Genomic DNA, 23662 nt, shown 5'->3' on the forward strand with positions numbered 1-23662 from the left:
AAGTCGCCACGATATGAAATTTGCGCCTTGGCGCTGACCTGGCACGTGCTGTGCGCGCTTCACCCGGCCTTCCCTGAGCCGGTCACCCAACCCCGCTTCGGCGGGGTTTTTCATTCCATTGCCGAGGAGGCAACGCATGTCGACTGAACAGGAGGTGCAGCAGTCGCTGGCCGATCTTCCTACCTGGCTACTGATTCTGGTGGCACTCGCGGGTTTGACCGGGGAGATGTGGCGCGCTGATGCGGCAGGGATGGCGGTGCCGGTGTTGGTCAAGCGGGTGCTACTGCGCTTCGGGGCCTCGGCAGTGTTTGGCCTGGCGACGGTGATGCTCGCCACGGCGCTCAGTTGCAGCCTGATGACCGCTGCTGCGATCGGTAGCGTTGTGGCTTGCCTCGGCGCCGATGTCGCCAGTGGCTTGTACGCTCGGTGGTTGGCAAAGCGGGCCGGGATCTGCGAGGCACCGCCGAGCGGTGGCGGGCAGGCATGAAATCGCCGGGGACCCTGGGGTTATTCGGTGGGCACGGGGTCGGAAACCCGCGGGAAAGTGTTAGCGGCAGGGTTGCCAGCTTACTGAAATTCAATCCATTGAAATTGAAAGGTTTGCGTTGAAAAGCCGTTGAAAAGGAGGGCTTATGACAGAACCAATTTACCTGTCAAAGAGCGCCTTCGCGGCTCGCATTGGCAGGGCGCCCAGTTACATCACCTGGTTGAAAAACAACAACCGACTGGTGCTCACCGCCGATGGTAAGCAGGTGGATGTCACGGCCAGCGAAGCGTTGATTCGCGACACCGCTGACCCGAGCAAAACTGCTGTTGCGGATCGGCACCACCAAGATCGGCTTCAGCGTGACGTGTACAGCCAACTGTCCAGCCATGTCGAACCGACTTCAACGGCTGCGCCGCCGCCAGTGATTGCCCCTACCGGGCAGTTGCCGGACTTCCAGAAAGCCCGTGCCCTTCGCGAACACAACCTGGCACAGCTCGCCGAGATCGAGTTGCACAAGGCCAAGGGCTCACTAGTGTTCGCGTCGGCGGTGCAGACGGGTGCTTACAACGCCGGCCGCATGCTGCGCGATCAACTGCTGGGCATGCCGCCACAACTGGCTCCCGAATTGGCGTCCATGACAGATCCTTGGGAAATCGAAAAACACCTGACGGCGGCGATCCGTCGCTCGCTGGAGGATGCCGAGCGCATGTCTTCAGCAGACCTTGAACACGCACTGACCATGAGTTGACCTTATGCCTTCGGACATTCCTGATGGTGCAGAGGTATACCGTGAGGCGTATTTCCGTGGGCTCCGGCCCGACCCGGATGTCTGGATCGATCAGTGGGCCGATGAGTACATGCGCATTCCGCGTGACACCGGTGCCGCAGAGCCCGGCCAGTATCGCACCTCGCGTACACCATATGCCCGTGAGCCCATGCGCTGCCTCTCGCCGGCTCACCCCTGCAAGCGCGTGATCACCATGGTCGCGTCGCAGCTGATGAAAACCCAGATTGGACTCAATTGGATCGGTGGCCTGATGCACATGGCTCCGTCGAACATCCTGGCGCTGTTGCCCAGCTTGGGCCTGGCCAAACGGGTGTCGTCGCGGATCGGCAAAACCATCAAGGCGACGCCGGTGTTGCGTGAGCGTGTCGCGGCCAGCCGCTCGCGGGATTCGCGCAACACCATGGACACCAAGGAGTTCGAGGGCGGCACCCTGTATGTCACCACTGCCGGCTCAGCGGCCAACTTGTCGGAGCTGTCTGCGCGCTACATCTACGGCGACGAGATCGACCGCTGGGAGGTGGATATCGGAGAGGAGGGCGACCCCATTGAGCTGGCGGAAACGCGGGGCAGTACCTTCGGCCGCAACGCGAAGTTCTACTTCTCCAGCTCGCCGACGATCAAGGGCGCCTCGCGAATCTCCGATTTGTTCGAGGGCAGCGATCAGCGTCACTACTACGTGCCATGCCCGTATTGTGGTCACATGCAGACGCTTGAGTGGGAAAACCTTCTGTACTCGGCCGACTTCAGCGTAGTGCATTACAAGTGCGCGGCGTCCGGGATGGACTGTGACGTGCTGATCGAGGAGTACCACAAGGGTGAAATGCTCGCGAAAGGCGAGTGGCGCGCCCATGCCGAGGGTGACGGCGAGACGGTGGGCTTTCACCTCAACGCACTGTATTCGCCCCTCGGCTGGATGGACTGGAAGTCGCTGGCCAAGCAATTTGAGAAGGCCAAAAAGGCCCAAGCCAAAGGCGATCTTGAGCCCATGCAGGTGTTTTACAACACCCGGCTGGCGAAGGTTTGGGACGCGGCTCAAGAGCAAACCAAGGCCAATGTGCTGCGAGCACGGGCGCGCTTGGAGCTCTTCGGATTGGGTTCGATGCCAGCGACGGTGTTGATGATCACCGGTGCCGTCGACGTTCAGGCCAATCGTTTGGAGTTCATGGCGATGGGCTGGGGTGTCGGCATGGAGCGCTGGGTCATCGACTACCAGATCGTCTCGGGCGACCCCGCAGACGAACGCACCTGGGCCGCGCTGGACGAGTTACTCAAGGCTAAATATCGCCATCCGTGTGGTGTCGGCCTCGGCATTCTTGCGGTGGCGGTCGACTCCGGCGGTCACCATACCGACGAGGTTTACCAGTTCTGCCGCGTCCGCCGCTGGCGCAACGTGTTCGCCATCAAGGGCGCGAGCAAGCCCGGCAAGCCGGTGATCGCCCAGCGCCCGTCCATGGTCGATGTCACCTGGAAAGGCCAGACCGAACGCAACGGAGCCGAGCTGTGGTTTGTTGGTACCGATACCGCGAAGGACTGGATTTACAACCGCTACCCATTCGAAGCCGGTCCAGGGGCATTGCACTTCGCCAATGACCTGCCCGACGATTTCTTCGATCAGTGTGTCGCCGAGCGTAAGGTCGCGCGCTACATCCGTGGCCACAAGCGCATCGAATGGGTCAAGGGTAAGGCCGAACGCAACGAGGCGCTCGACCTGATGGTGTACTGCCTGGCCATGGCCCATTACCTGGGCCTCAATCGCTACAAGGAACATGACTGGGAGCGTGTGCGTCAGTCCCTGGCTCAGTCGGGTCTGTTTGATGAAGCCTTGGGCATCAAGCCCATGCAAGGCGAGCAGGCCAGTGATGCAGAGCAATCAGTACGCGCTGTTGTACCGCAACCCGCACCGCAACCACTAACTCCTGTCGTGCAAGCGCGACCCGCAGCACCACCTCAACGCCGCAGCTCCACAAGCGGTTACCTGAAGAGACGCTGATATGTCATTTACCCAAAAGCACCTCGACGCGGTTGAGGCGGCCATCGCGCGCGGTGAGAAAACCGTGCGCTACACCGACCGTACCGTGGAGTACCGTTCGGTCGATGAGCTGCTGAAAGCTCGTGACGAGATCCGCACCTCGCTGGTTAATTCGGCCGGACCGCGCTCTCGCGTGGTCCGGCTGTACCACGGAGGCAAAGGACTCTAATGGCCCGCCACTATCCGACGCTCACCCGTAACGGATTCTTGCTGCCGTCGAACATCAAGGCCAGTTACGAAGGCGCCGGGGAGGGCCGTCGTTCCACTGGTTGGGATGCGCCGGACAACGGAATCAACAGCATCAACACACCGGCACTGCGCAATCTGCGCTCACGGTCGCGAGCAGCGGTTCGTAATGACCCGTATGCCTACAACGTCATCGACAAGCGTGTCAGCAACCTGATCGGTACCGGCATCACGCCGCGACCGAAAACCGACGACGAAGCCCTGCGCAAATTGCTGCAGGAACTGTGGGACGACTGGGTCGATGAGTCAGATGCCGACGAGCGCACCGACTTCAATGGCCAACAGGCGCTGGTGGCTCGCACGGTGGAAACCTCGGGCGAATGTTTTGTGCGGCTGCGTCCACGTAGCCTGAACGAAGGACTCGCGGTGCCTTTGCAGTTGCAGATCCTGGCACCGGAGTTCGTGCCGCATGACAAGTTCGAAACCACCCGCGACGGCAACTTTATCCGCGCGGGGATCGAGTTCACGCCCGGCGGCAAGCGGGTGGCGTACTGGATGTACCTGGCGCATCCACGCGATGCGTCGTCGCTGAACGCTGGTTACAACCAACTGGTGCGTGTGCCGGCGACGCAGGTGCTGCACATCTTTGAGCCGGTTGAGCCGGGCCAGCTGCGCGGCGTACCGCGCTTGTCGCCGGTACTCAAACGCCTGCGCAGTCTCGACAACTACGACGACGCGGTGCTGTTCCGCCAGGAAGTGGCCAACCTGTTTGCCGGGTTTATCAGCCGGCCAGCCCCGGACTCCGGCCCCGTGCCGAGAGACCCGGTTACCGGTCAACCGCTGAGCCTGGATGGCGATGGCTTCACGCCGATGGTCGCCTTGGAGCCCGGCACCATGCAGGAGTTGGGACCGGGTGAAGAGGTTGAGTTTTCCAAGCCACCGGACGCCGGCAACAACTATCCGGACTTCATGCGGCAGCAACTGATGGCGGCTGCCGCCGGTACCGGAACGCCCTACGAAATCCTCACAGGCGACATGCGCGAGGTCAACGACCGGGCGTTGCGGGTGGTGCTCAACGAGTTCCGGCGCCGGTTGGAGCAACTGCAATTCAGCGTGTATGTGCATCAACTCTGCCGCCCCGTGCGGGCAGCCTGGATGGACATGGCCGTGCTGTCGGGTGCTCTGGTGCTGGAAGACTACGCCCAGCGTCGCCGCGAATACCTGCGTACCCGCTGGGTGCCGCAAGGCTGGGCTTACATCCAGCCGGTGCAAGACGTGCAGGCGCGGCGGATGGAAGTGCAGGCCGGGTTCGCCTCGCGTAGCGAAATGGTCCTGCGTACCGGTTACGACGCCGAAACGGTCGACGCCGAAAACGCGGCCGACCTGGCCCGGGCCACTCATCTTGGCCTCAACTACAACACTCTTGAAGCCGTCGAGCCGCTCGATGACAAGGAGCAACCATGAGCAAAAAAGCGAGACCGCGCATTTACAACCGGGCGGGCCAGCGCGTGCCGGTGCAAGACAAGACCTGGTATGCCCTTCAGGCCAGCGGCGACGCCGCCGAGCGAGTGATCGAAGTGTTCGTCTATGGCGAGATCGGCGGCTGGGGGGTTACCGCCAATCAGTTCGTGCAAGACCTGCGCGCCATGGATGACGGCGTCTCACCGGTGATTGCGGCTTTCAATAGTATCGGCGGCGACCTGTTCGATGGGCTGGCCATGCATAACGCATTGTCGCGCTTGGGTGAGCGCTGCACTGGCCGTATCGACGCGTTGGCGGCCAGTGCCGCCAGCGTGGCCGTGTGTGGTGCGCACCGCGTGGTGATCGCCTCAAACGCTATGTTGATGATTCACAACCCCTGGACTTACGCAGCCGGCGATGCTGAAGACTTCCGCAAAGTGGCTGACGTTCTCGATCAGACGATGGAAGCCATCATAGCGGCCTACAAGGCCAAGGCACCGGACATCGATGAGGGCGAGCTGCGACGCTTGGTTGCGAATGAAACATGGTTGACCGCCAGTGAAGCGGTGGCCTTGGGGCTGGCCGATGAAGTGGGTGACGGCGTCAAGGTCAAGGCCTGTCTCGGCCAAGGGGGCGTGTTGCAGCGGTACCAGCATGCACCGGCGGAATTGCTTGCGCAGCTTGATGAACCACCGGAGACAGAGTCGGATTTAGAGCCAGAGGATCCGCAGCTGACATCGCCCGTAGTCGACTCGGCAAAGCTAGCCCTGATGATTACCCAGCGTTGCGCTGAGGCGGGGATCAGCAACCTTGTCGATTCGCTACTCAGCTCCACCAAGCTCGAAAACGAGGAAATCGTCCAGGCCGAGTTGGCCCGTGCCAAGGCCGTGAATGACTTGTGTGTGGCTGCACGCTTGCCGGAGTTCAGCGCCGAATTTGTTGCGGCAGGACTGGACGTCGCAGCTGTTCGAGCGCGCCTGTTCGACAAAATCGTCACCAGCGGTAAGGGCTTCGAAATCGACAACAGCTTGCCGCTGGACGATGACCCAGCGCCAAAGGTGCGGGCCAAACAAATCGATCAACCATCCATCTGGTCTGCCCGCCAAGCCGCGCAGACCGGTCAATCCCGATCTGCGACAGGAGCAAGACGATGACCATTCAACGCGAACCCATGCATGCAGGCGAATTTCTCCTGTCTGAAGGGGCGGGCACCATTTCCCGCGAAGCCATCAACGTTGCCGCCGGCCCAGCACTGGAGCCGGGGCAGATCCTGGGGTTGGTTACCGCAACCGCTGAGTTTGCCCCTTACGACCCGGCCGCCGAAGACGGCACCGAAAACGCCATCGCCATACTGTTCGGTCCCTTGGGCGAATCGGATGTAGTGCGTCGTGGTCGCGCGGTGGTGCGTCTGGCGGAAGTCAGCGAAGTCCACCTGACCGGCCTTGATCCTGCGGCTGAAAAAGCACTGGCGACTCACTTCGTGATTGTCCGCTAAGACGACCACCCTGATTCCCCAGCCCGCCCAGTGCGGGTTTTTTGTTTTCTGGAGATAGCTACATGGCTGACATTGAAATCTTTAACGATGATGCGTTTTCGGTCTCTTCGCTGACCGCCGCCATCAACGAACAGGAATACCTCCCGGGCCGCATTAGCAGCCTCGGCCTGTTCCAGGAAGAGGGCATCAACACCCTGACCGTGCAGATCGAAAAAGACGGCGATACCCTGGCCTTGGTACCAGCGGGGGAGCGAGGCACGCCCGGCCTGGTGGTCAGCGGCACAAAGCGCAACCTGATCCCGTTCAACACCGTGCACCTGCCGCAACGCTTCGCTATCAAGGCCGACGAGATCCAGGGCATTCGCGCCTTCGGCACCCGTTCCGAATTGCAGGCCGTGCAGGACGTGGTCAACAAGCGCCTGGCCAAAGCGCGTCGGCAGCTGGATGCCACGCACGAATTCCAGCGTATGGGCGCGCTGAATGGCCAGATCCTGGATGCGGACGGCACCACCGTCTTGCTCGACATCTACAAAACCTTTGGCGTGACCCGCAAGAAAATGTCCATGGGGCTGAACAGTCCGGACACCGAACTTCGCGTCAAGTGTGGTGATGCGCTGGACCTGCAGGAGGAAGCCCTGGGCAGTATCACCAGCACTGGCTCGCGCGCGCTGTGCGGTAAGAATTTCTGGAACAAGCTGCTGGTCCACAAGTCGGTTAAAGAAACCTATCTCAACAGTCAGCAGGCGGCGGCGTTGCGCGGCGATGCCCGCGAAAGTTTCGAGTTCGGCGGCATCGTCTGGGAGCGCTATCGCGGCAAAATCGCTGGCGTGACTTTCATCCACGACGACAAGGCGCTGCTGATTCCTGAAGGCGTGCCGGACCTGTACATCTCGGTGTTCGCGCCGGCGGACTACATGGAAACGGTCAACACCGAAGGCCTGCCGTACTACAGCAAAATCGAGCCGATGCCGTTCAACAAAGGCATGGCCGGTGAAGCGCAGTCGAACCCGCTGCACCTGTGCACTCGACCGCTCGCGCAAATCCTGCTGGAACTCTAACCATGGGCTTTCGCGACCTGGTCGCCGATATCGATGACGTGGTGTTCGAAACTCTGGGCGACAGCGCGCGGATCGAAGGCCGCGACGAACCGGTGCTCGGTATGTTCGCAGCACCCTGGCTGCAGCCGAAGTTCGGCAAGCTCAACACGGGCCTACGCGAACCGCGATTCGAGATCCGCGTCAGCGATTCAGCGGGCCTGCAACAGGGCATGTTGGTCAGTATCGACTTGCCCGCGCTGGACGGCGGTGGCGATTACGACCTGCTGCAGCTGGAGCCGAGTGGCGACGGCCTGGTCGCCTTGATCCTGAGGATGCGTGCATGAATGTCGGTAGCCACTTTAAGTCCTCGTCCGACGGCGGAATGATCTCGATTCAGTCTTCGTCGGCAGATCTGCAAGCGTTCCAGGAGCTGGCCAAGGTGGTGCCCAAAGCGGCGGCCGCCGCGCACCGTCGCGCGATCAACAAGACGTTGGGTTGGTTGCGCACTCACATCGCCCGAGCGGTCAGTCGACAGGAGCGCATCGCCGTCGCGGCGGTGCGTCAGCGATTGCGCAGCTACCCAGTCACTGGTGGGGCCATGAGCGGCAAGCTGTGGTTTGGTTTGAACGCCATCGAGTCCAGCCGGATCGGCCGAGCGCGGCAGACTGGCAGCGGTGTATCAGTGGCCGGGCGCCGTTACCAAGGCGCGTTCCTCAAGCAGGTCTACGGCAACAAGCCCGACATTTGGATTCGCACGGCGAGCAAACACTTCAATCCGGACGACTACCCCGACAGCACCCTCAGTGTGCGGGGCGGCGCCAGTTCGGGTTGGATTGCGGAGAACGACAGTCGCTTCCCGCTGGCCAAGGCCAAGATCTCCCTGGAGCAGGTACGACCGCACTTCGACAGCTGGGTGCGCAAGGCCGATGAGCGCTTGTTGGAGATCCTGCAGCAGGAGCTCAACTTTGAACTGCAAAAGTACCTGAAGGGGAAATGACGTGTCGGATGAGCCATTTGGTTTGGATCAACTCTACCAGGCCATCGAGCAGCACCTGGTCGCGGAATTGCCGGGTGTCCGCGCAGTATCTGCCTGGCCGAAAATCGAAGATCGTATAGCGCTGCCGGCGGTGTTTCTGGAGATGGCCGAGTTCGAACCCGGTACCGACATCGGCACGGGAGAAACTACGCTGGTGTGCAAGTTCGAGGCGCGCATCGTCGTCGATCCGATCCAGCGACATCACCATCAGCAAGCCGTGCAACTGGCTACCCAGCTGGCGTTGATCTTGCGGGCGCAGACCTGGGGGCTGGAAGTCGAGCCGGCGGTGTTCATTCAAGCCGGACAGGACTGGACCCGGCCGGAACTGGATGGTTACACCGTCTGGCTGGTGGAGTGGAATCAGCAGATCTACCTCGGCCCGCAGCAGTGGCCGTGGCCCGATGAGCCGCCGGGCTCACTGTGGTTCGGTTTCAACAACGACACCAAAGAGCAGTTCTTTCCTGCGGATGACGTGCCATGAGTTACGCCCTGGCCGAACATGACCGCATGATCGCCGCCATGTTGATGCCGTGTGTCGTGGTCGGGGTGGATCTGGCAGCGGCCGCCGTACGGGTGCAGTCCGGTGACTGGGTGAGCGCCTGGGTGCGCTGGCACAGTTTGGCAGCCGGCAAGGCCCGACACTGGCGGGCGCCGAGCCTGAATGAGCAGGGGGTGTTGTTCAACCCAAGTGGCCAGGCCGGCATGGGCACCTTTATTCCCGGGCTTTACGGCGATGCCGGCGGGCAACCGGATAACCGCGATCATGTGGAAGTCTGGCGTTTCGAGGATGGTGGTTCGCTGGTGTACGACTGGGAAGCCAAGAGCTACACCATTACCCTGCCAAGCGGGACGGTATCGATCAAGGTCGGCAGCACCGAAGCGGTGGTTACTGACAGCGCCGTCAACGTCACCAGCGAGATGATCAACCTGAATGGCGCGGTGAATATCGACGGTCCGTTGCATGTCACGCAGGACATCACCAGTGATGCGGCCATTATCGACACGACGGGCAACACGCCCAACCACAAGCATTAATTTCAACCGTTGAAAGCCCGCCCCGTGCGGGCTTTTTCATGCCTGGAGAAAACACATGGCCAAGCCCAATGAGGCATCTACCACTGATGAACACACGGTCATCGAACCGACGCCGGAGTTCTCGACCTTCCGTGACACGGTTTACACCTCGCGTGTCCTGATCGTTCCCGAAACAGGCCGTGCGTTGGCCGTGGCCATGGGGCAGGTGCAGGTAAAAACCACTGATGTCGAAGCCATTACCTTTCTGAAATCCCACCCGGACCTTCAGCCGCTCAAGGAGTGATGTCGATGATCGGAATGGACCGCCACACCGGCCAACCCATTTCCGGCGTCGAGCACCTTCGCCAGTCCATTGCGGACATTTTGGCCACGCCGCTGGGCAGTCGTCGCTATCGGCCGGAGTACGGCAGCACGCTCCGGCGCTTCGTTGACCTGCCGGTTAACGAAGGCTGGAAAAGCGCGGTACAGGCCGAAGTCGCCCGAGCATTGCAGCGGTGGGAGCCACGTTTGCGCCTGGAGCGTGTGCGCGTGGTGTCCGTCCTGAATGGCGTAATCAATCTGCAAATTAGCGGCGAGTACGTCAGCGAAGGTGTGTTGCTGGAGGTGAGTGCATGAGTGTCGTCAACCTGTCGGCATTACCGGCGCCAGACGTGCTGGAGTCGTTGGATTTTGAAGAGATCTACCAGGAAGTGCTGGCCGACTTTCGTTTGCAGATGGGCGATAACTGGACGGCGGTGCTGGAGTCTGATCCGGTCGTCAAGCTGCTGGAGGTTGCGGCCTATCAGAAGCTGATGAGCCGGGCGCGGATCAATGACGCGGCGAAGGCCAGTCTGTTGGCCTATGCACGCGGCACGGATCTGGACAATCGCGCGGCTGATTACGGGGTGGCGCGGCTGACGATCACGGCGGCCGACCCTGATGCCGTGCCGCCGATCGCGGCGGTGATGGAGAAAGACGACGCGCTGCGGTATCGCACTCAGCTATCCCTCGAGAGTCTGTCGGTGGCGGGCAGTCGCGGCGCGTATGAGTTTCACGCGCTGACCGCCTCGGCCAACGTCGCGAGTGTGTCGGTGGATTCGCCGACCTTCAAGGCGGCGGAGATCAGCCAGGCGGTGCGCGATCAGTTGCCGGCCGGGGCAATCGTGGTCGTCTGCGACTACCCAGCCGGCCTGGTCAATCCATTGCCCGGCGACGTGTCTCTGGCCGTGCTGCCGGCACCCGACAGCACGGTGGAGCCGGCCGCCCTGGTGGCCACCGTGCAAGCAGCGTTATCGGCTGAGGACGTGCGCCCGATCACGGATAGGCCGCGTAGCCAGCTCGGGCAGCCGAGTAACTTTAGTGTCGATGCCGAGCTGGAGATTTTAGACGGCCCGTCGAAGGTGGTCGTTCTGGCGGCGGCCAATGCGGCGCTGGCGGCCGCGATCAAGGCGGCCCGGCAGTTAGAGGGCGAAATGTCGCTGTCGGCGATCTATGCCGCTTTGCACGTCTCCGGCGTGCGCCGGGTGGTGCTGAAACAGCCCACGGCCGACGTGATCTGTGACAAGCGGCATTACCCCAGCTGCACCTCGATCAAGGTCACAGGGACGGTCGTTCAATGAGCCGGTTATTACCGCTGAGTAGCACGCCTCTGGAACGTGCGCTGGCCACGGCCTGCGACCTGGGCATTGACCCGGAAATCATCCGGGGCGTGGCCGACTCGGCACGCTGTCCGGTGGACTTCTTGCCCTGGTTGGCCTGGGCCATGTCAGTCGAAGGCTGGGAGGCCGCCGACAGCGAAGAACAGCAACGCGCGCTGATTCGCGAGTCGATCCCGGTTCACAAGCGCAAAGGCACCGTCGGTGCGGTACGCCGGGTGCTGAAGGCGGTCGGGGTGCGGGCCGAGTTCAAGGAGTGGACGCAAATCCCCGGTGCCGTGCCTTACACCTTTGAGTTGATCGCCTGGGCCAACGACAACCGCGGTGACGAGGGATCGATTCTGTCTCCGCAGCTGTTCCAGCGTCTGCGTGCCCTGGTCGACGCGACGAAGAACGAGCGCAGTCACTACGCGCTCAAGGTCGGCGCGCGGTTTGACGGTGGCTTTCGCCTGGCCAATGCCAGCCAAACCCGGCAATTGGAGCGCCGCACGCTGGACGCGCAAGGCGTACCGATGGACACCGCCGAGCAAGCCCTGGGGCTGGCTAACGCGTCCAGCGTTCGCTGTGTCGTTCATCAAAGCGCCGAGCTGATGGGCGTTCCTATTCAAGCAGAACAGGGCTTTGCGGTCGCGAACGCGCACCGCACCCGAATCGTTGTTCGCGCCACTATGGAGGCCGTTCTCATATGAGTACCCCCTTACAACCTCTGATCACCAAGGCCGGGCTGGCTGCCATCTGGCGCGCCGACAACACCGGCGTGGCGGCGGAAATCACCCATATCGAAGTGGGCACCAGCGGTTACACCCCGGCCAACACACAGACTGCCTTGCGCACCCCGGTGGCGAAATACGCCATTTCCGACGGCCAGCGCCTGAGCGACACCCTGATTCACGTCACGGCGGTGGCTGACGATGGGAAAGCCTATTGGGCTCGTGAGATCGGCTTTCGGTTGTCGGATGGCACGCTGCTGGCGGTGTGGTCGCACCCGACCGAGGCGCTGACCTATAAGTCGGCTACGGCCGAGTTGCTGCTGGCCTACGACCTGTCGCTGACCGCGTTGCCGGCCAATAGCGTGACCATCATCTCTACAGGCGCGGGCTTGAACCTGACGTTATCGGCCGAGTTGGCCGCGCTGGCGGCGGCGAGTCTGTCCGGCATGTTGCGTGCCCAAAAACAACAGGACGCGCTCGACAGCCAGGACAAAGTCGATCAAGTGATGGGCCAAAAGCTTATCAACCTGATGGATCGAATGCGGGACGCCGAGACGCGTGCCGAGTCGGATCACGACGGGCTGTTAACTGCCGTTGCGGCTAATGCTGCTGGGCTTATTGCCTTGCAAACGCTTTTCGTTAAACAAACCTACGGAGCCTGACCGAATGAGTCTCGAATCCTCAATTGCTGATCTGACTACCGAGGCTAAAAACCTCATTGCTTACTTCAACGCCAAGAAAGCCAGCATTGATGCTGCTGTGGCCGCTGCTATCGCGGCGGCCCCGGAAACGCTGCGCACTTGGTACGTCGACCAAGTCAACGGACTGGACACTAACAGCGGCACGTCGATGGCGGCACCATTCAAGACGATTGGCAAGGCGCTGGCATCGACGCCAGCCTTTGGCGTGGCGACGGTGCAACTGCTGTCTGATTACACCTTTAACGAGGTGATCACTCAAAACACCGCGAATCTGGTTGTGGTGGGTAATGGTGTGGTTCGCAACCTGTACCCGAAGTATTACCAAGTCCTCGGTAGCGACGGCGTCACCCAAAGCACTGTCATGGGTGGTTTTCAGCTCGTAACCCAAGGCAGCAATATCGAGTTTCGAAACTGCAACCTTGTGCTGCCGACTATCGTTGGCGTTGCACCGGTTCCGACGGTTAACCGCAGTACGGGATTCGTGCGGACCAACGGCACCGGCAACGTGCCGCCATTCCTGGGCGTGGCCTTGTCCAGTATTGCAGTCACCATGGCACCCGATTTTATTGGCTCGCTGATCGGTGCGACGGTGGCCTCTATCTCCCTGACGGCGATCAACTCCACGTTCCCAAGTGGCTTTGGCGGCAAGTTTATCGGCGGTATTGCCAGCGGCACCTTGCCGAAAGACACCTCTAACGTCATGAGCAACATCAGCGCGCTGTAAGACGCTGGGTTCACTTACAAGGGTAAAGACATGCAAACCAAGAACCTGAACGTGGTCTACCTGGGCCAGTCCTACGCCGGCTTTGATTTTTCCGGCCTGCCACTGGCGGCGGCGCTGATCGTCGCGGCGCAGCAAATCGACGATGCGGCCGACGCGGCGCGCATCGCCGTGCTGGGCGACTCACTGCGCGCCCTGGAGTACGAGCGCGCCGCTGTCGAGGCCGAGGCCTTTGCCGCTGGTGGTTACACCGGCGACATGCCGCCCTCAGTGCAGGCCTGGGCCGACGCAGCCGAACTGGAGCCCAAAGCGGCGGCCGACAGCATCATCGCCGAGGCCGAGGCCTGGCAAACGGCGCTGTATGCCATTCGTGCGGCTCGTCTGAAGGGCAAACAACGGGTGCTCAAGGCGACCAGTCACGACGCCGCCGAGGCGCTGGCTGACACCGCGATTGCGGACATCCGCGAAAGCATCGTCGGGGTTGGCAACGCTGCCTAAACCCTGAATCAAACGCCTTGAGCGCCCCGACTGTCGGGGCGTTTTTGTTTGTGCAAAAGACCGCGCCGGGCGCGGTCTTTTGCTTTCCGGAGAATGCTACATGAGTGGATTTTTTCACGGCGTTACGACGACGTTAGTCGACACCGGTGCGCGGACCATTGCCTTGCCGTCGTCGTCGATCATTGGTCTGTGCGACACCTTCACCCCGGGCATCCTCGGCGGCGGCACCGCCAAAGCGGGTGACCTGGTATTGCTCACCTCTGAGCGCGAAGCCATTGCCGCGTTCGGTGCTGACTCGGCAATTACCCGGGCGGCTCAAGCGATCTATGTCCGCGCCAAGGCGGTGATCGTTGCGGTCGGCGTGCCCAAACTCGAAGATGCAGCGCTGCAAACCTCGGCCATCATCGGCGGCGTCTTGGCCTCGGGTCAGCGTACGGGCCTGCAGGCCTTGCTCGACGGCAAGAGCAAGCACAACGCCCAGCCGAAACTGTTGATTGCTCCGAAGCATTCGGCGACCCAGGCCGTGGCTACGGCCATGGATGGCCTGGCGGGAAAGCTGCGCGCCATGGCCATCGTCGATGGCCCGAACACCACCGACGAGGCGGTGATGGCCTACGCCAAAAACTTCGGCAGCAAGCGGGTGTACCTGGTCGATCCGGGCGTCCAGTACTGGGATACCGTGCTCAGTGCCACGGTCGACGCGCCGGGTTCGGCTTGGGTCGCAGGGCTTTTTGCCTGGACCGACGCGAACTACGGTTACTGGGCCTCGCCGTCGAACAAGGAGTTTGTCGGCATCACCGGTACCACGCGCCCGATCGAGTACCTGGACGGCGACGAAACCTGTCGGGCCAACCTGCTCAATGGCGCGAACATCGCCACGATCATCCGTGATGGCGGGTATCGCCTGTGGGGCAACCGGACCTGCTCCAGCGACGCGAAATGGGCGTTCGTCACCCGCGTGCGGACCTGCGACATCCTCATGGATGCGATCCAGGCGGGCCATAAGTGGGCGGTCGACCGCTCGATCACCAAGACCTATGTCAAGGAAGTGACCGAAGGCCTGGATGCGTTCATGCGCGATCAGAAAAACGCCGGGGCGATCATCAATTTTGAAGTGTTCCCGGACACCGAGCTCAACACCGCCAGCCAGATCGAGCAGGGCAAGGTGTATTGGCGCATTCGCTTCACCGACGTGCCGCCGGCAGAAAACCCGAACTTCCTGATCGAAGTCACCAACCAGTGGCTGACCGAAGTCCTCGACGCTTAAGGAGCATGCAGGATGATTCCTCAAACTTTGTACAACACCAACCTGTTCGTCGACGGGGTCAACTTTGCCGGCGACGTACCGAGCCTGACCCTGCCCAAACTGACGACTAAAACCGACGAGTACCGGGGCGGTGGCATGGCCGGTGCCATCGAAATGGACCAGGGTCTGGAAAAAATGGAAGCGTCGTTTGTCACCAAGGGCGTGCGTCGTGAGTCGCTCAAGCACTTCGGCCTGGCCGATGGCTCGGCGTTCAACGCGTCGTTCCGGGGCGCTTTCCGTGGACACAAGGGCACTGTCACCGCTGTGGTGGCGACCTTGCGCGGGCTGCTTAAAGAGGTGGACCTCGGTGACTGGAAAGCCGGTGATCCGGCGGAAATCAAACATGCCGTTGCGCCGGTCTACTACAAGCTCGAAATCGACGGTCGGGTGATGTACGAGATCGACATGATCGCCGGTGTTCAGGTGATCGATGGCAAAGACCAGCTCGCCGAAGTGCGCTCCGCGCTCGGCCTCTAAAGGAATAGATCCGGATGACCATGCAAACCGCTGTAAAGCTGCCGGCCTGGCTGTTGCTCAACGCCGATGACGCCGTCGTCACACTCACGCGCCCCAGCGAAGTCAACGGCGTGAAGGTGGACTCCTTGAAGCTACGGGCGCCTTTGGTGCGTGAAGTCCGCGCCGCTGACCGGGCGGCCGGCGACGATGATGAGCAGCGCGAGCTGCAGTTGTTCGCCAGTCTGGCCGAGGCGGGCATCAAGGACCTGGAAGGCCTGAAGGTGGTGGACTATCGCCGCCTGCAGGCCGCCTATTCGCACCTGGTACCGCACGTGGATTATTCGAAATCACTCCCCACGTGGTTGTCGATTACTGCTGAAAACGCGCTGGTCAGTCTGTCGCGTCCCAGCGAAATCAACGGCGTGCAGGTCGACAAACTGACCCTGCGTTCACCCACGGTGCGCGAAGTACGAGCGGCTGATCGTGCCGCAGGCGGCGACGACGAACAGCGCGAACTGGTTTTGTTCGCGGACCTGGCCGGCGCCGCGATCACCGATCTGGAGGGCCTGAAGGTGGTGGACTACAACCGCCTGCAGGCCGGCTATTTTCGCCTGGAGCAAGACGACGGGGTTTGATCCGGGTGTCATGAAAATGGTGGCGAAACGTCTCGCGGCTGACACCGGGTTTTCCGCCTCCGAGATTCAGTCGATGCCGTTTTTCGAAATGGTGTGGTGGCTCACGGATTGAGCCGCTTCCGGTAATGCTCTGTACAGGGGAGCCATGACATGGCGAACAAACTCTCCCTCGGGTTGGTGATCGGTGGTGCCGTCAGTCCTACGGTCGGCGCCGCGTTCAATGAGGTGACGGGGCGCATCAAGCGCCTGGAAGCAGAGGGCAACAAGGCGCGCGTGCTGCAACGCACGATTGGCGACACCATTCGCCTGCGCGATGAGTGGAAAAAGGCCCACGACAGCGGCGCCGCTGGCGCGTCGAAGCTGCTGGGTCGTTTGAATTCCAACCTCGACAGCCTGAAAAAACAGGGTATCGAAGTCGGCCGACTGGACAAGGCCTACCGATCCCTTGGTCAGGCGGCGAGCAAAGCCGAGTTCAAGGCCAAGGGTTACCAGCAGATCGATGCCGGCAAGGCGGGGATGAAAAGCACGGTAGGTCAGGCCGTGGCCGGTGTGGCGACGGTGGGTATTGCGACCAAGGTCAGTGCCGACTTCGGGGCCATCGTCCGCGACATTGCGATCAAGGCCGGCATTGCCAACGATCCAAAAGAAAAACAGATGTCGCAGACGATCATCGATACATCGCGTGACACCGGCATGGCGCGCAATGACGTTGCCGACGTGTTGAACCAACTGGTCGGCGCCGGCATGGATCTGGCCAAGGCGCTGGAGTATGCGCCGGTCGCGGCCAAGTTTGCCGTGGGCCAGGGTTCCGACGGTGCTGACACGGCGAAGATGATTAATGCCCTCGGGCAGAACGCCAAGATCACCGACGCCAAACAGATGCAGCAGGCACTGGAGGCGATTGCCTTTCAGGGCCAGGCCGGCAGTTTTGAAGCGGTCGACATGGCGCGTTGGTTCCCCGAGCTGTTGTCGAACATGGGCAATTTGAACATCACCGGCATGGACGCGGTGACGCAGCTGGGCGCCATGCTCCAGGTGCAGATGAAAACTGCCGGCGGCGCCGATGAGGCGGCGAACAACCTGAAAAACTGGATGGGCAAGATCGGTTCAACGGACACGGTGGAGGCTTACAAAAAAGCCGGCATCGACTACAAGGGCTCGATGCAGACTGGTTTGCAGAACGGACTGTCGACCCTGGAATCGAGCATGGCCTTGGCGCAGAAGTACATCCAGGCCACCGACCCGAAGCGTGCCGCGCAGATGGCCGAAGCCACGGCGAAAATCAGCCAGGAGGCGGATCCAGAAAAGGCCAAGGCGATGATGGCGTCGCTCGAAGAGGCCCTGCGTACCGGCGACCTGTTCGCTGACATGCAGGTCAAGGCCGCGCTCTCGGCCTACCTGCAGAATAAGGCGCTGTACAGCCAACTGAAAAACGACTCGCGCGAGGCGTCGGGCATCCTCGACAAAAACCTCGCCGAGCGGCGGGAAGCCTCGTCGCAGAAGTGGGCGGAAATGGCGCAGTCGATGGATGATGCCCTGCGCAGTGTCGGTGATGCCTTGCGGCCGGTGACCGATTCCGTGGCCGAGGGACTGACCAAGGTCACCAAAGGCATTACTGCGCTATCGGATAGTTCGCCCGGGGTGGTCACCGGTATCGCGGCAGTGGGCGGTGGATTCCTGGCGCTGAAAACGTTGTTCAGCTCGTACAAGATCGGCAAGGGCTTGTTCAACCTGGCGCGCGGGACATTGGGCAAAGGCAAGTTCGACGAGGTGCAGAAAGTCTTCATCACCAACTCGCTGGAAGGTGATCGTGTCGTCCCGGGGGCAGAGCTCAAGAGCAAGGCGGGTAAGGCCTTGTCGTTGGTCGAGACTGGACTGAAGGCGGTGGCAGCGGTCAAGGGCGCGTCTGACGGTGGCGATGCGGCTGACGGACAGGAGGGCAAGAAAGCCGGCGGTTTCGATTTGGTGTCGACCGGTCTCAAGGTGGTGTCGCTGGCCAAAGAAGCTGCTGGCGATGGCGATGTACAAGCCGGTTTGGAGGACGGCACCGTCAGGAAAGTGTTTGTGGTCAACGCTGCCGCCATGGGCGGTGGAGGTGGACCTGTCGAGCGTCGGCGCCGTGGTCGTGGGACCGCCCGTAATTCCTCTCGGCGGCGTCGTTCTGCCGTGCCGCCACGCCCGGGAGGCCCGTTACGTCCGGCGGTTCCCGCGCCAAGGCCGGCTGTTCCAGCGCCGCGTCCAGCCGCATCCGTATCTGCAACCGGCGGAGTGTTGGCCAAGCTGGGGATCGTGGCGGAAACGGTGGGGAAGGTCGGCAAGCTGGGCAAAGTGATTCCGGGCGGCTCGTTGATAGAAGCCGGCGGCATGGCGTTCGAGACCTACCAGAACGCCACGACCCAGGACGAAAAGGCCGAAGGTTACGGCGCAGCAGCGGGTTCGCTGGCGGGCACCATGGCCGGCGCCGCCGCCGGGGCGGCCATCGGTTCGGTGGTCCCCATCATCGGTACCGCCATTGGCGGCATGGTCGGCGCGTACCTCGGCAGCCTGGGCGGGACCGCCTTGGGCGGTGTTGCGGGCAAGTCATGGTTCGGCAGCGAAGAGCAAAAGCCAGCAACTGCGGTAACGCCTTTGCTGATGGCGCCTCGGCCGGGGCCGGTGGTGCCAAGTCTGGCCAGTATGGAGCGTTCCTTCAACGGGGCGAACGAGCCTGGCGCATTGCTGATGGCAGGTCCCGCCGCACCACCCGGCCCAGCCTTGGGTGATGTCGCGCGCGCATTAGCGGTACCACCGTCGGCCAAGCCCGCGGCGGTGGTGATCCAGCCCAAGGAGCTGCAGAAGCCAGCGTCGACCAAAGTGGATCAGCAGTTTAAGTACTCCTTGAACATGCCAGTGACGGTGCAGGGGGATGTCAAAGATCCACAACGACTGGCGCAGGACCTGATGCCGCACATGCAGCGGATGATGGCCGATGCCGCGAAACAGAGTGCATCCAACCAACTGTTCGATGAACCCCACTTGTAAGGAGCACCCATGGCCTACATGGAACAGCTACAGGCCGGCCTGAAGTATCTGGTTGAAGCGGGGGAGACCGGACGTCGCAGTGCGGATGGCATGCTCGGCCCGGTCAACGGGGCGATCCGCGAAATCACCGGTGCGGCGTCCGAGCTGGAAAACATCCCGTTCGTGGGGCCCGCGATAGGCGCCAAGCTGCAACGGGTGATGCGCGGGGTCAATGCGGCACAGGCCAAGGTCGGCCAGGTGGTAGCCACCTACGGCCGGGCGACACGTGCCGCCGCCGAGGTGCAGGAGCGCATGGGGACATTAAAGGAGCAGGCGGGCAAGGCATCGACGGCGATCAATTCGATTGCCGGCAAGTTCAATCCGTCACTGGCCAATATCGTGCCGACCAGCGCGTTTGCCATCGATGGCACGCCGGCACCGGAGGCCGTGAAGCCGTTCCCGCACCTGCTGATCCTGCAGCCGCAAGATCCCAAGGCCCAACCGTACTACTTCAACCTGGATACAGCCGCCTTCGACGAGCTCACGCGCTCCACCGAATTTCGCTGGGCCTCGCAAGAACGCCTGTCGCGTCGGCCGGCGCAGCAGGCGGTCGGCATCGGCGAAGAAAAAATAAGCCTGAAAGGCACGATCTATCCCGGCTTCAAGGGCGGGCTCAAGCAGCTCGACATCTTGCGCAGCATGGGCGCGCAATTGAAGCCGTTAACCCTGACCACGGGCTATGGCGATGTCATGGGCACCTGGTGCCTGAAGACCATCACGGAAGAGCAGGGCGCGCTGATGCACGGCGGTATTCCGCGTAAACAAGGGTTCACTCTGGAGTTTGTGCGCTATGGCGACGACATGCAGAACGTCTGACGGGGATCTGCTGGACACCATCTGCCATAACTACTATGGCCACTTGAGCGGCACCGTTGAGGCGGTGCTGAATGCCAATCAGGGGTTGGCTGATGAGGCGCAGCCCTATCGGGCGGGTGTGGTGATCGCGCTACCGGATCTGGCAACGCCGGCACAGGAACAGATCACGCTATGGGATTGATGGTCTACACTCGAACCGCTTGATTACTCAAGCTCCTTACTTTCTTACCCGCCTTGTTGTGCGGGTTTTTTTTGAGCAAAATCCATGACGCCTAATTTTCGCATCGTTGCCAATGGCGCCGATATCACGGCGTTGATCAATGATCGGCTGATTCAACTGCGCACCCTGGACAAGCCCGGGATGGAATCCGACGAGTTCGAATTGCGCATCGATGACCGCGATGGTCAGGTAACCCTGCCGTCGCGCGGCAGTGCCATCGAGGTCTATCTCGGTTATGCCGAAACGTCACTGGCCCGTATGGGGCGTTACACGGTGGACGAGATCGAGGTCTCCGGACCGCCCGATACGCTGGTGATCAAGGGCAAGGCCAGTGACATGCGCGGCACGGGCAAGACCATCCGCAGCGGCAGTTGGGAGAACGTGCCGCTGTCGACCATCGTGACCGACATTGCGGCGCGCAACAGCTGGCAGCCGGTGTGCCCGGTGGACACCAAGGTGGTCCGGGCGGACCAGCTCAGTGAGTCCGATTTTAACTTCCTCACTCGCCTGGCTAAGCAGTACGACTGCACAGCCAAGGTGGCCGAGGCCAAGCTGTTGGTGATGCCGCGACAAGGCGGGCAGAGCGCAGGCGGCAAGGCCTTCGGTGCAATCACCCTGACGCGCCGCGACGTGAGTCGTTGGCAATTTCGTCTGGGGGATCGCAATGCGCACAAGGCCGTGGCGACCAAACATCAGGACAAGAAGAACGGGAAGCTGGTCGTGGTCTCCCTGGACAACAACGACGTGCCCGATGGCCTACCGGCGGTACACACCGACCGGCATATCTATCCCAATAAAACCGCTGCTGAGGCGGCGGCCAAGGCTCGGTTGGCAGCGTTCAATCGCTCCGGTGCCGGCGTACGTCTGGAGATGCCCGGGCGCACGGACATCTTTGCCGAGCGCTCGATCAATGCCCAAGGCTTCAAGGATGGGCTCGATGGTGAGTACCTGACCGATTCGGTCGAACAGGTTTACACCCAGTCTGGCTGGTCGACCACAGTGGAGTGCAACGGCGGCAAGCAGGGCAAAGCGAAGGCCAAGGGCAAGAAGAAAAAACAACCGAAGGACCTGAAGGTGGTTCAGCTGAATCAATAAGCCGCGCCCGCCGGAGTGTCACTGCCAGTCAATTAAAGGAGTTATGCGAATGCCGTTAACTGAACAACAGCTACAACGCATCATGCCGAACGCCCGCCGCCAAGCGGGCGTTTTTGTTTCCGCCTTAAACGTGGCCATGGCCCGTCGGCAAATCAACACGCCAAAACGCCAGGCGGCGTTTCTCGCGCAGGTCGGCCACGAGTCCGGTCAACTGCAGTACGTGCGTGAACTGGGCAGCGAGCAGTACCTGGCCAAATACGACACCGGCAATCTGGCGGTGAAGTTGGGTAACACCCCAGAGGCGGATGGTGATGGCCAGCGCTATCGCGGTCGCGGCTTGATCCAAATCACCGGTCACAGCAACTACCTGCGCTGCAGCCTGGCGCTGTTCAATGACGAGCGCTTGCTGCGCACGCCGGAACTGCTTGAGCAGCCCCAATGGGCGGCCGAGTCGGCGGCATGGTTCTGGTGGGTGCGCGAGCTGAGCGCGTTAGCCGATCGGGACGAGTTCGAGGTGATTACGCGCAAGATCAATGGCGGCCTGAATGGCCTGGCGGATCGACTGCAGCTGTGGGAGCGGGCGAGGGCAGTTTTATGCGTCTCGTCGACTTGATCCCCGCGCCGTATCGAATGATCGTTATCGGTGGACTGTTGGTCACCATCGCGGGTGGTGCTGCAGCGTTGGCCTGGCAGGTCCAGGACTGGCGCTACGGCCGACAACTTGCCGATCAAGCCCGACTGCACACCGACACGCTTAATCAACTGGCCTTGGCCTCGGCCGCGCAACAGCGTGCCGAACAAGACAAACGTCTTGCCCTGGAGCAACGGCTTTCCACCAGTGAACAAACCCACTACCGAGCTCTGAGCGATGCCCAACGTGATCAAGGTCGCCTGCGCGACCGCCTTGCCACTGCTGATCTGCGCCTGTCAGTCCTACTCGACGCCACCGATTCAGCCAGCGGCCGCGCAATGTCAGCCACCACCGCCACCGGCAGCGTGGTTCATGGTCCCACAAGAGCCCAACTTGACCCAGCGCATGCTCAACGAATTATCGGCATCACCGATGCCGGCGACCAAGGACTGATCGCCTTGGCGGCCTGTCAGGCCTACGCCAAAGAAGTCTCAACACCGAAGTGAAAAAGAGCGGCCGGGGTAGATGCGTCAACATCCCACCCGGCCGCCGTTCCTGCAGAACGTCCCTGCAAGTCCAGCCAAGGCTCTTGCTCCGTGCACAAAGCGCGGCGAGCCTAGCACCTGTTCATCCATACAGTAAAGGTCTTGCTCTCAATGTCCACACCCATCATCCCTTGGATGGGCGGCAAACGCCGCCTGGCCGACCGTCTCATCCCGCTTTTTCCGCCTCACGAATGCTATGTCGAAGTCTTTGCCGGCGGTGCCGCGCTCTACTTCATGCGTCCCCAGGCCGCGCCTGTGGAGGTCCTCAACGACATCAACGGCGACTTGGTCACGCTGTACCGTGTCGTGCAAAACCACCTTGAAGAGTTCGTGCGCCAGTTCAAATGGGCGCTCAGCTCGCGCCAGGTGTTCGAGTGGCAGAAGATGACTCGCCCTGAAACCCTCACCGACATTCAGCGCGCCGCCCGATTTTTCTACCTTCAGCACCATGCCTTCGCTGGCAAGGTCACAGGACAGACCTTCGGTACCGCGACCACTGGCCCGGCCATCAACCTGCTACGGATCGAAGAAAACCTATCGGCCGCGTGGCAGCGATTGTCCGGCACCTACGTCGAAAACCTCCCCTGGCTTGAATGCGCTGAGCGCTATGATCGCGCGCATACCTTTCATTATATGGATCCACCTTACTGGCAGACCGCCGGCTATGGCGTGGACTTTCCATTCGAGAACTATGAGCGCATGGCCGACTTCATGCGCCGCTGTAAAGGCAAGGTGATGGTCAGTATCAACGACCATCCGGATATTCGCCGCGTGTTCGAGGGCTTTCACTTTGAGACGCTAGATATTCGTTACTGCAATAGTAATCAACGGCAGGGTAAGGCCGAGATCAGTAGTGAGTTAGTGATTATGAACTGGGAACCTACCGCTTTAGGCAGTCTTTTTTAATATCTGAGGTTGAAAGGCTCTGCGAACATGAAGAGCCAACTTGCAGGCCTTTCGATTCTAATGACAACGGATTGAGTGAAATGGCTTTCCTGTTGGTAATGTATTGCGTGTCATGGTCAAATTTATGGATTGACTGCCATTGTTCTTGTATCAGTCACAGAAACATTGCCCAATG

General features: G+C 61.3%; 28 protein-coding genes and 2 pseudogenes. All 30 read left to right on the forward strand.

Annotated elements, in window-relative coordinates; all coding sequences use genetic code 11:
• Positions 1 to 136: 136 nt before the first annotated feature.
• The 30 genes and pseudogenes from ACGJAX_RS13040 (at position 137) to ACGJAX_RS13185 (ending at position 23487) form a co-directional block, all read left to right on the forward strand.
• Complete coding sequence (locus tag ACGJAX_RS13040) at positions 137 to 487, forward strand: phage holin family protein (protein ID WP_008056035.1); 351 nt, start codon at positions 137 to 139, stop codon at positions 485 to 487.
• A 145-nt stretch (positions 488 to 632) separates the two neighbouring features.
• Positions 633 to 1235, forward strand: coding sequence for a terminase small subunit (locus ACGJAX_RS13045; protein WP_390959280.1), 603 nt, complete (start codon positions 633 to 635; stop codon positions 1233 to 1235).
• A gap of 4 nt (positions 1236 to 1239) precedes the next feature.
• Entirely contained in the window at positions 1240 to 3264 is a 2025-nt protein-coding gene (locus ACGJAX_RS13050; protein ID WP_390959282.1) for a terminase gpA endonuclease subunit, read from the forward strand.
• A gap of 1 nt (position 3265) precedes the next feature.
• Positions 3266 to 3472 (forward strand): phage head-tail joining protein, encoded by a 207-nt coding sequence (locus tag ACGJAX_RS13055; RefSeq protein WP_390959284.1) that lies wholly within the window; start codon positions 3266 to 3268, stop codon positions 3470 to 3472.
• Entirely contained in the window at positions 3472 to 4953 is a 1482-nt protein-coding gene (locus ACGJAX_RS13060) for a phage portal protein (protein WP_390959286.1), read from the forward strand. Before ACGJAX_RS13055 ends, ACGJAX_RS13060 begins: the two co-directional genes overlap by 1 nt.
• On the forward strand, positions 4950 to 6104 hold the full coding sequence (locus ACGJAX_RS13065; protein ID WP_390959288.1) for a head maturation protease, ClpP-related: 1155 nt from the start codon (positions 4950 to 4952) through the stop codon (positions 6102 to 6104). Before ACGJAX_RS13060 ends, ACGJAX_RS13065 begins: the two co-directional genes overlap by 4 nt.
• Positions 6101 to 6445, forward strand: a complete 345-nt coding sequence (locus ACGJAX_RS13070; protein ID WP_390959290.1) for a head decoration protein — start codon at positions 6101 to 6103, stop codon at positions 6443 to 6445. The genes ACGJAX_RS13065 and ACGJAX_RS13070 overlap by 4 nt, the downstream gene beginning before the upstream one ends.
• Before the next feature lie 62 nt (positions 6446 to 6507).
• Positions 6508 to 7503 carry a major capsid protein gene (locus tag ACGJAX_RS13075; RefSeq protein ID WP_390959292.1) on the forward strand — a complete coding sequence of 332 codons (996 nt, stop codon included), beginning with the start codon at positions 6508 to 6510 and terminating at the stop codon, positions 7501 to 7503.
• Between the two features lie 2 nt (positions 7504 to 7505).
• The gene (locus ACGJAX_RS13080) at positions 7506 to 7826 is read left to right on the forward strand and encodes a hypothetical protein (protein ID WP_390959294.1); all 321 of its coding nucleotides are present in this window, start codon (positions 7506 to 7508) and stop codon (positions 7824 to 7826) included.
• Complete coding sequence (locus tag ACGJAX_RS13085; protein WP_390959295.1) at positions 7823 to 8479, forward strand: hypothetical protein; 657 nt, start codon at positions 7823 to 7825, stop codon at positions 8477 to 8479. Before ACGJAX_RS13080 ends, ACGJAX_RS13085 begins: the two co-directional genes overlap by 4 nt.
• 1 nt (position 8480) lies before the next feature.
• Positions 8481 to 8999: a hypothetical protein gene (locus ACGJAX_RS13090; protein WP_390959297.1), complete on the forward strand. Its 519-nt coding sequence runs from the start codon at positions 8481 to 8483 to the stop codon at positions 8997 to 8999.
• Entirely contained in the window at positions 8996 to 9553 is a 558-nt protein-coding gene (locus ACGJAX_RS13095) for a phage baseplate assembly protein V (RefSeq protein ID WP_390959299.1), read from the forward strand. The genes ACGJAX_RS13090 and ACGJAX_RS13095 overlap by 4 nt, the downstream gene beginning before the upstream one ends.
• A 55-nt stretch (positions 9554 to 9608) precedes the next feature.
• Positions 9609 to 9836, forward strand: a complete 228-nt coding sequence (locus tag ACGJAX_RS13100; protein WP_390959301.1) for a hypothetical protein — start codon at positions 9609 to 9611, stop codon at positions 9834 to 9836.
• Between the two features lie 5 nt (positions 9837 to 9841).
• On the forward strand, positions 9842 to 10168 hold the full coding sequence (locus ACGJAX_RS13105) for a GPW/gp25 family protein (RefSeq protein ID WP_390959303.1): 327 nt from the start codon (positions 9842 to 9844) through the stop codon (positions 10166 to 10168).
• Positions 10165 to 11151, forward strand: coding sequence for a baseplate J/gp47 family protein (locus tag ACGJAX_RS13110; RefSeq protein WP_390959305.1), 987 nt, complete (start codon positions 10165 to 10167; stop codon positions 11149 to 11151). The genes ACGJAX_RS13105 and ACGJAX_RS13110 overlap by 4 nt, the downstream gene beginning before the upstream one ends.
• Positions 11148 to 11876, forward strand: a complete 729-nt coding sequence (locus tag ACGJAX_RS13115) for a phage tail protein I (RefSeq protein WP_390959307.1) — start codon at positions 11148 to 11150, stop codon at positions 11874 to 11876. The genes ACGJAX_RS13110 and ACGJAX_RS13115 overlap by 4 nt, the downstream gene beginning before the upstream one ends.
• The gene (locus tag ACGJAX_RS13120; protein ID WP_390959308.1) at positions 11873 to 12559 is read left to right on the forward strand and encodes a phage tail protein; all 687 of its coding nucleotides are present in this window, start codon (positions 11873 to 11875) and stop codon (positions 12557 to 12559) included. Before ACGJAX_RS13115 ends, ACGJAX_RS13120 begins: the two co-directional genes overlap by 4 nt.
• Before the next feature lie 4 nt (positions 12560 to 12563).
• A complete protein-coding gene (locus ACGJAX_RS13125; protein ID WP_390959310.1) occupies positions 12564 to 13322 on the forward strand; it encodes a hypothetical protein in 759 nt (252 codons plus the stop codon).
• Between the two features lie 30 nt (positions 13323 to 13352).
• Positions 13353 to 13817 carry a hypothetical protein gene (locus ACGJAX_RS13130; protein ID WP_390959312.1) on the forward strand — a complete coding sequence of 155 codons (465 nt, stop codon included), beginning with the start codon at positions 13353 to 13355 and terminating at the stop codon, positions 13815 to 13817.
• Between the two features lie 100 nt (positions 13818 to 13917).
• Positions 13918 to 15084, forward strand: a complete 1167-nt coding sequence (locus ACGJAX_RS13135) for a phage tail sheath subtilisin-like domain-containing protein (protein WP_390959313.1) — start codon at positions 13918 to 13920, stop codon at positions 15082 to 15084.
• A 12-nt stretch (positions 15085 to 15096) separates the two neighbouring features.
• On the forward strand, positions 15097 to 15600 hold the full coding sequence (locus ACGJAX_RS13140; RefSeq protein WP_390959315.1) for a phage major tail tube protein: 504 nt from the start codon (positions 15097 to 15099) through the stop codon (positions 15598 to 15600).
• Positions 15601 to 15620: 20 nt separating this feature from the next.
• A pseudogene (locus tag ACGJAX_RS13145) lies at positions 15621 to 15905 on the forward strand (phage tail assembly protein); the annotation flags it as partial.
• Positions 15906 to 16028: 123 nt separating this feature from the next.
• Positions 16029 to 16214 (forward strand): annotated as a pseudogene (locus ACGJAX_RS13150) (phage tail assembly protein); the annotation flags it as partial.
• A 150-nt stretch (positions 16215 to 16364) separates the two neighbouring features.
• Complete coding sequence (locus tag ACGJAX_RS13155; RefSeq protein ID WP_390959317.1) at positions 16365 to 19235, forward strand: phage tail tape measure protein; 2871 nt, start codon at positions 16365 to 16367, stop codon at positions 19233 to 19235.
• A gap of 9 nt (positions 19236 to 19244) precedes the next feature.
• Positions 19245 to 20090, forward strand: a complete 846-nt coding sequence (locus tag ACGJAX_RS13160; protein WP_390959318.1) for a phage tail protein — start codon at positions 19245 to 19247, stop codon at positions 20088 to 20090.
• On the forward strand, positions 20065 to 20271 hold the full coding sequence (locus tag ACGJAX_RS13165; protein ID WP_390959320.1) for a tail protein X: 207 nt from the start codon (positions 20065 to 20067) through the stop codon (positions 20269 to 20271). The genes ACGJAX_RS13160 and ACGJAX_RS13165 overlap by 26 nt, the downstream gene beginning before the upstream one ends.
• A gap of 84 nt (positions 20272 to 20355) precedes the next feature.
• The gene (locus ACGJAX_RS13170; RefSeq protein ID WP_390959322.1) at positions 20356 to 21405 is read left to right on the forward strand and encodes a contractile injection system protein, VgrG/Pvc8 family; all 1050 of its coding nucleotides are present in this window, start codon (positions 20356 to 20358) and stop codon (positions 21403 to 21405) included.
• Between the two features lie 49 nt (positions 21406 to 21454).
• Positions 21455 to 22018: a glycoside hydrolase family 19 protein gene (locus ACGJAX_RS13175; RefSeq protein WP_390959324.1), complete on the forward strand. Its 564-nt coding sequence runs from the start codon at positions 21455 to 21457 to the stop codon at positions 22016 to 22018.
• The gene (locus tag ACGJAX_RS13180) at positions 22000 to 22542 is read left to right on the forward strand and encodes a lysis protein (RefSeq protein WP_390959326.1); all 543 of its coding nucleotides are present in this window, start codon (positions 22000 to 22002) and stop codon (positions 22540 to 22542) included. Before ACGJAX_RS13175 ends, ACGJAX_RS13180 begins: the two co-directional genes overlap by 19 nt.
• 150 nt (positions 22543 to 22692) lie before the next feature.
• The gene (locus tag ACGJAX_RS13185) at positions 22693 to 23487 is read left to right on the forward strand and encodes a DNA adenine methylase (RefSeq protein ID WP_390959328.1); all 795 of its coding nucleotides are present in this window, start codon (positions 22693 to 22695) and stop codon (positions 23485 to 23487) included.
• Positions 23488 to 23662: the final 175 nt, after the last annotated feature.

Origin of the sequence: Pseudomonas moorei (genome assembly GCF_042846945.1) — a bacterium.
Classification (GTDB): domain Bacteria; phylum Pseudomonadota; class Gammaproteobacteria; order Pseudomonadales; family Pseudomonadaceae; genus Aquipseudomonas; species Aquipseudomonas moorei.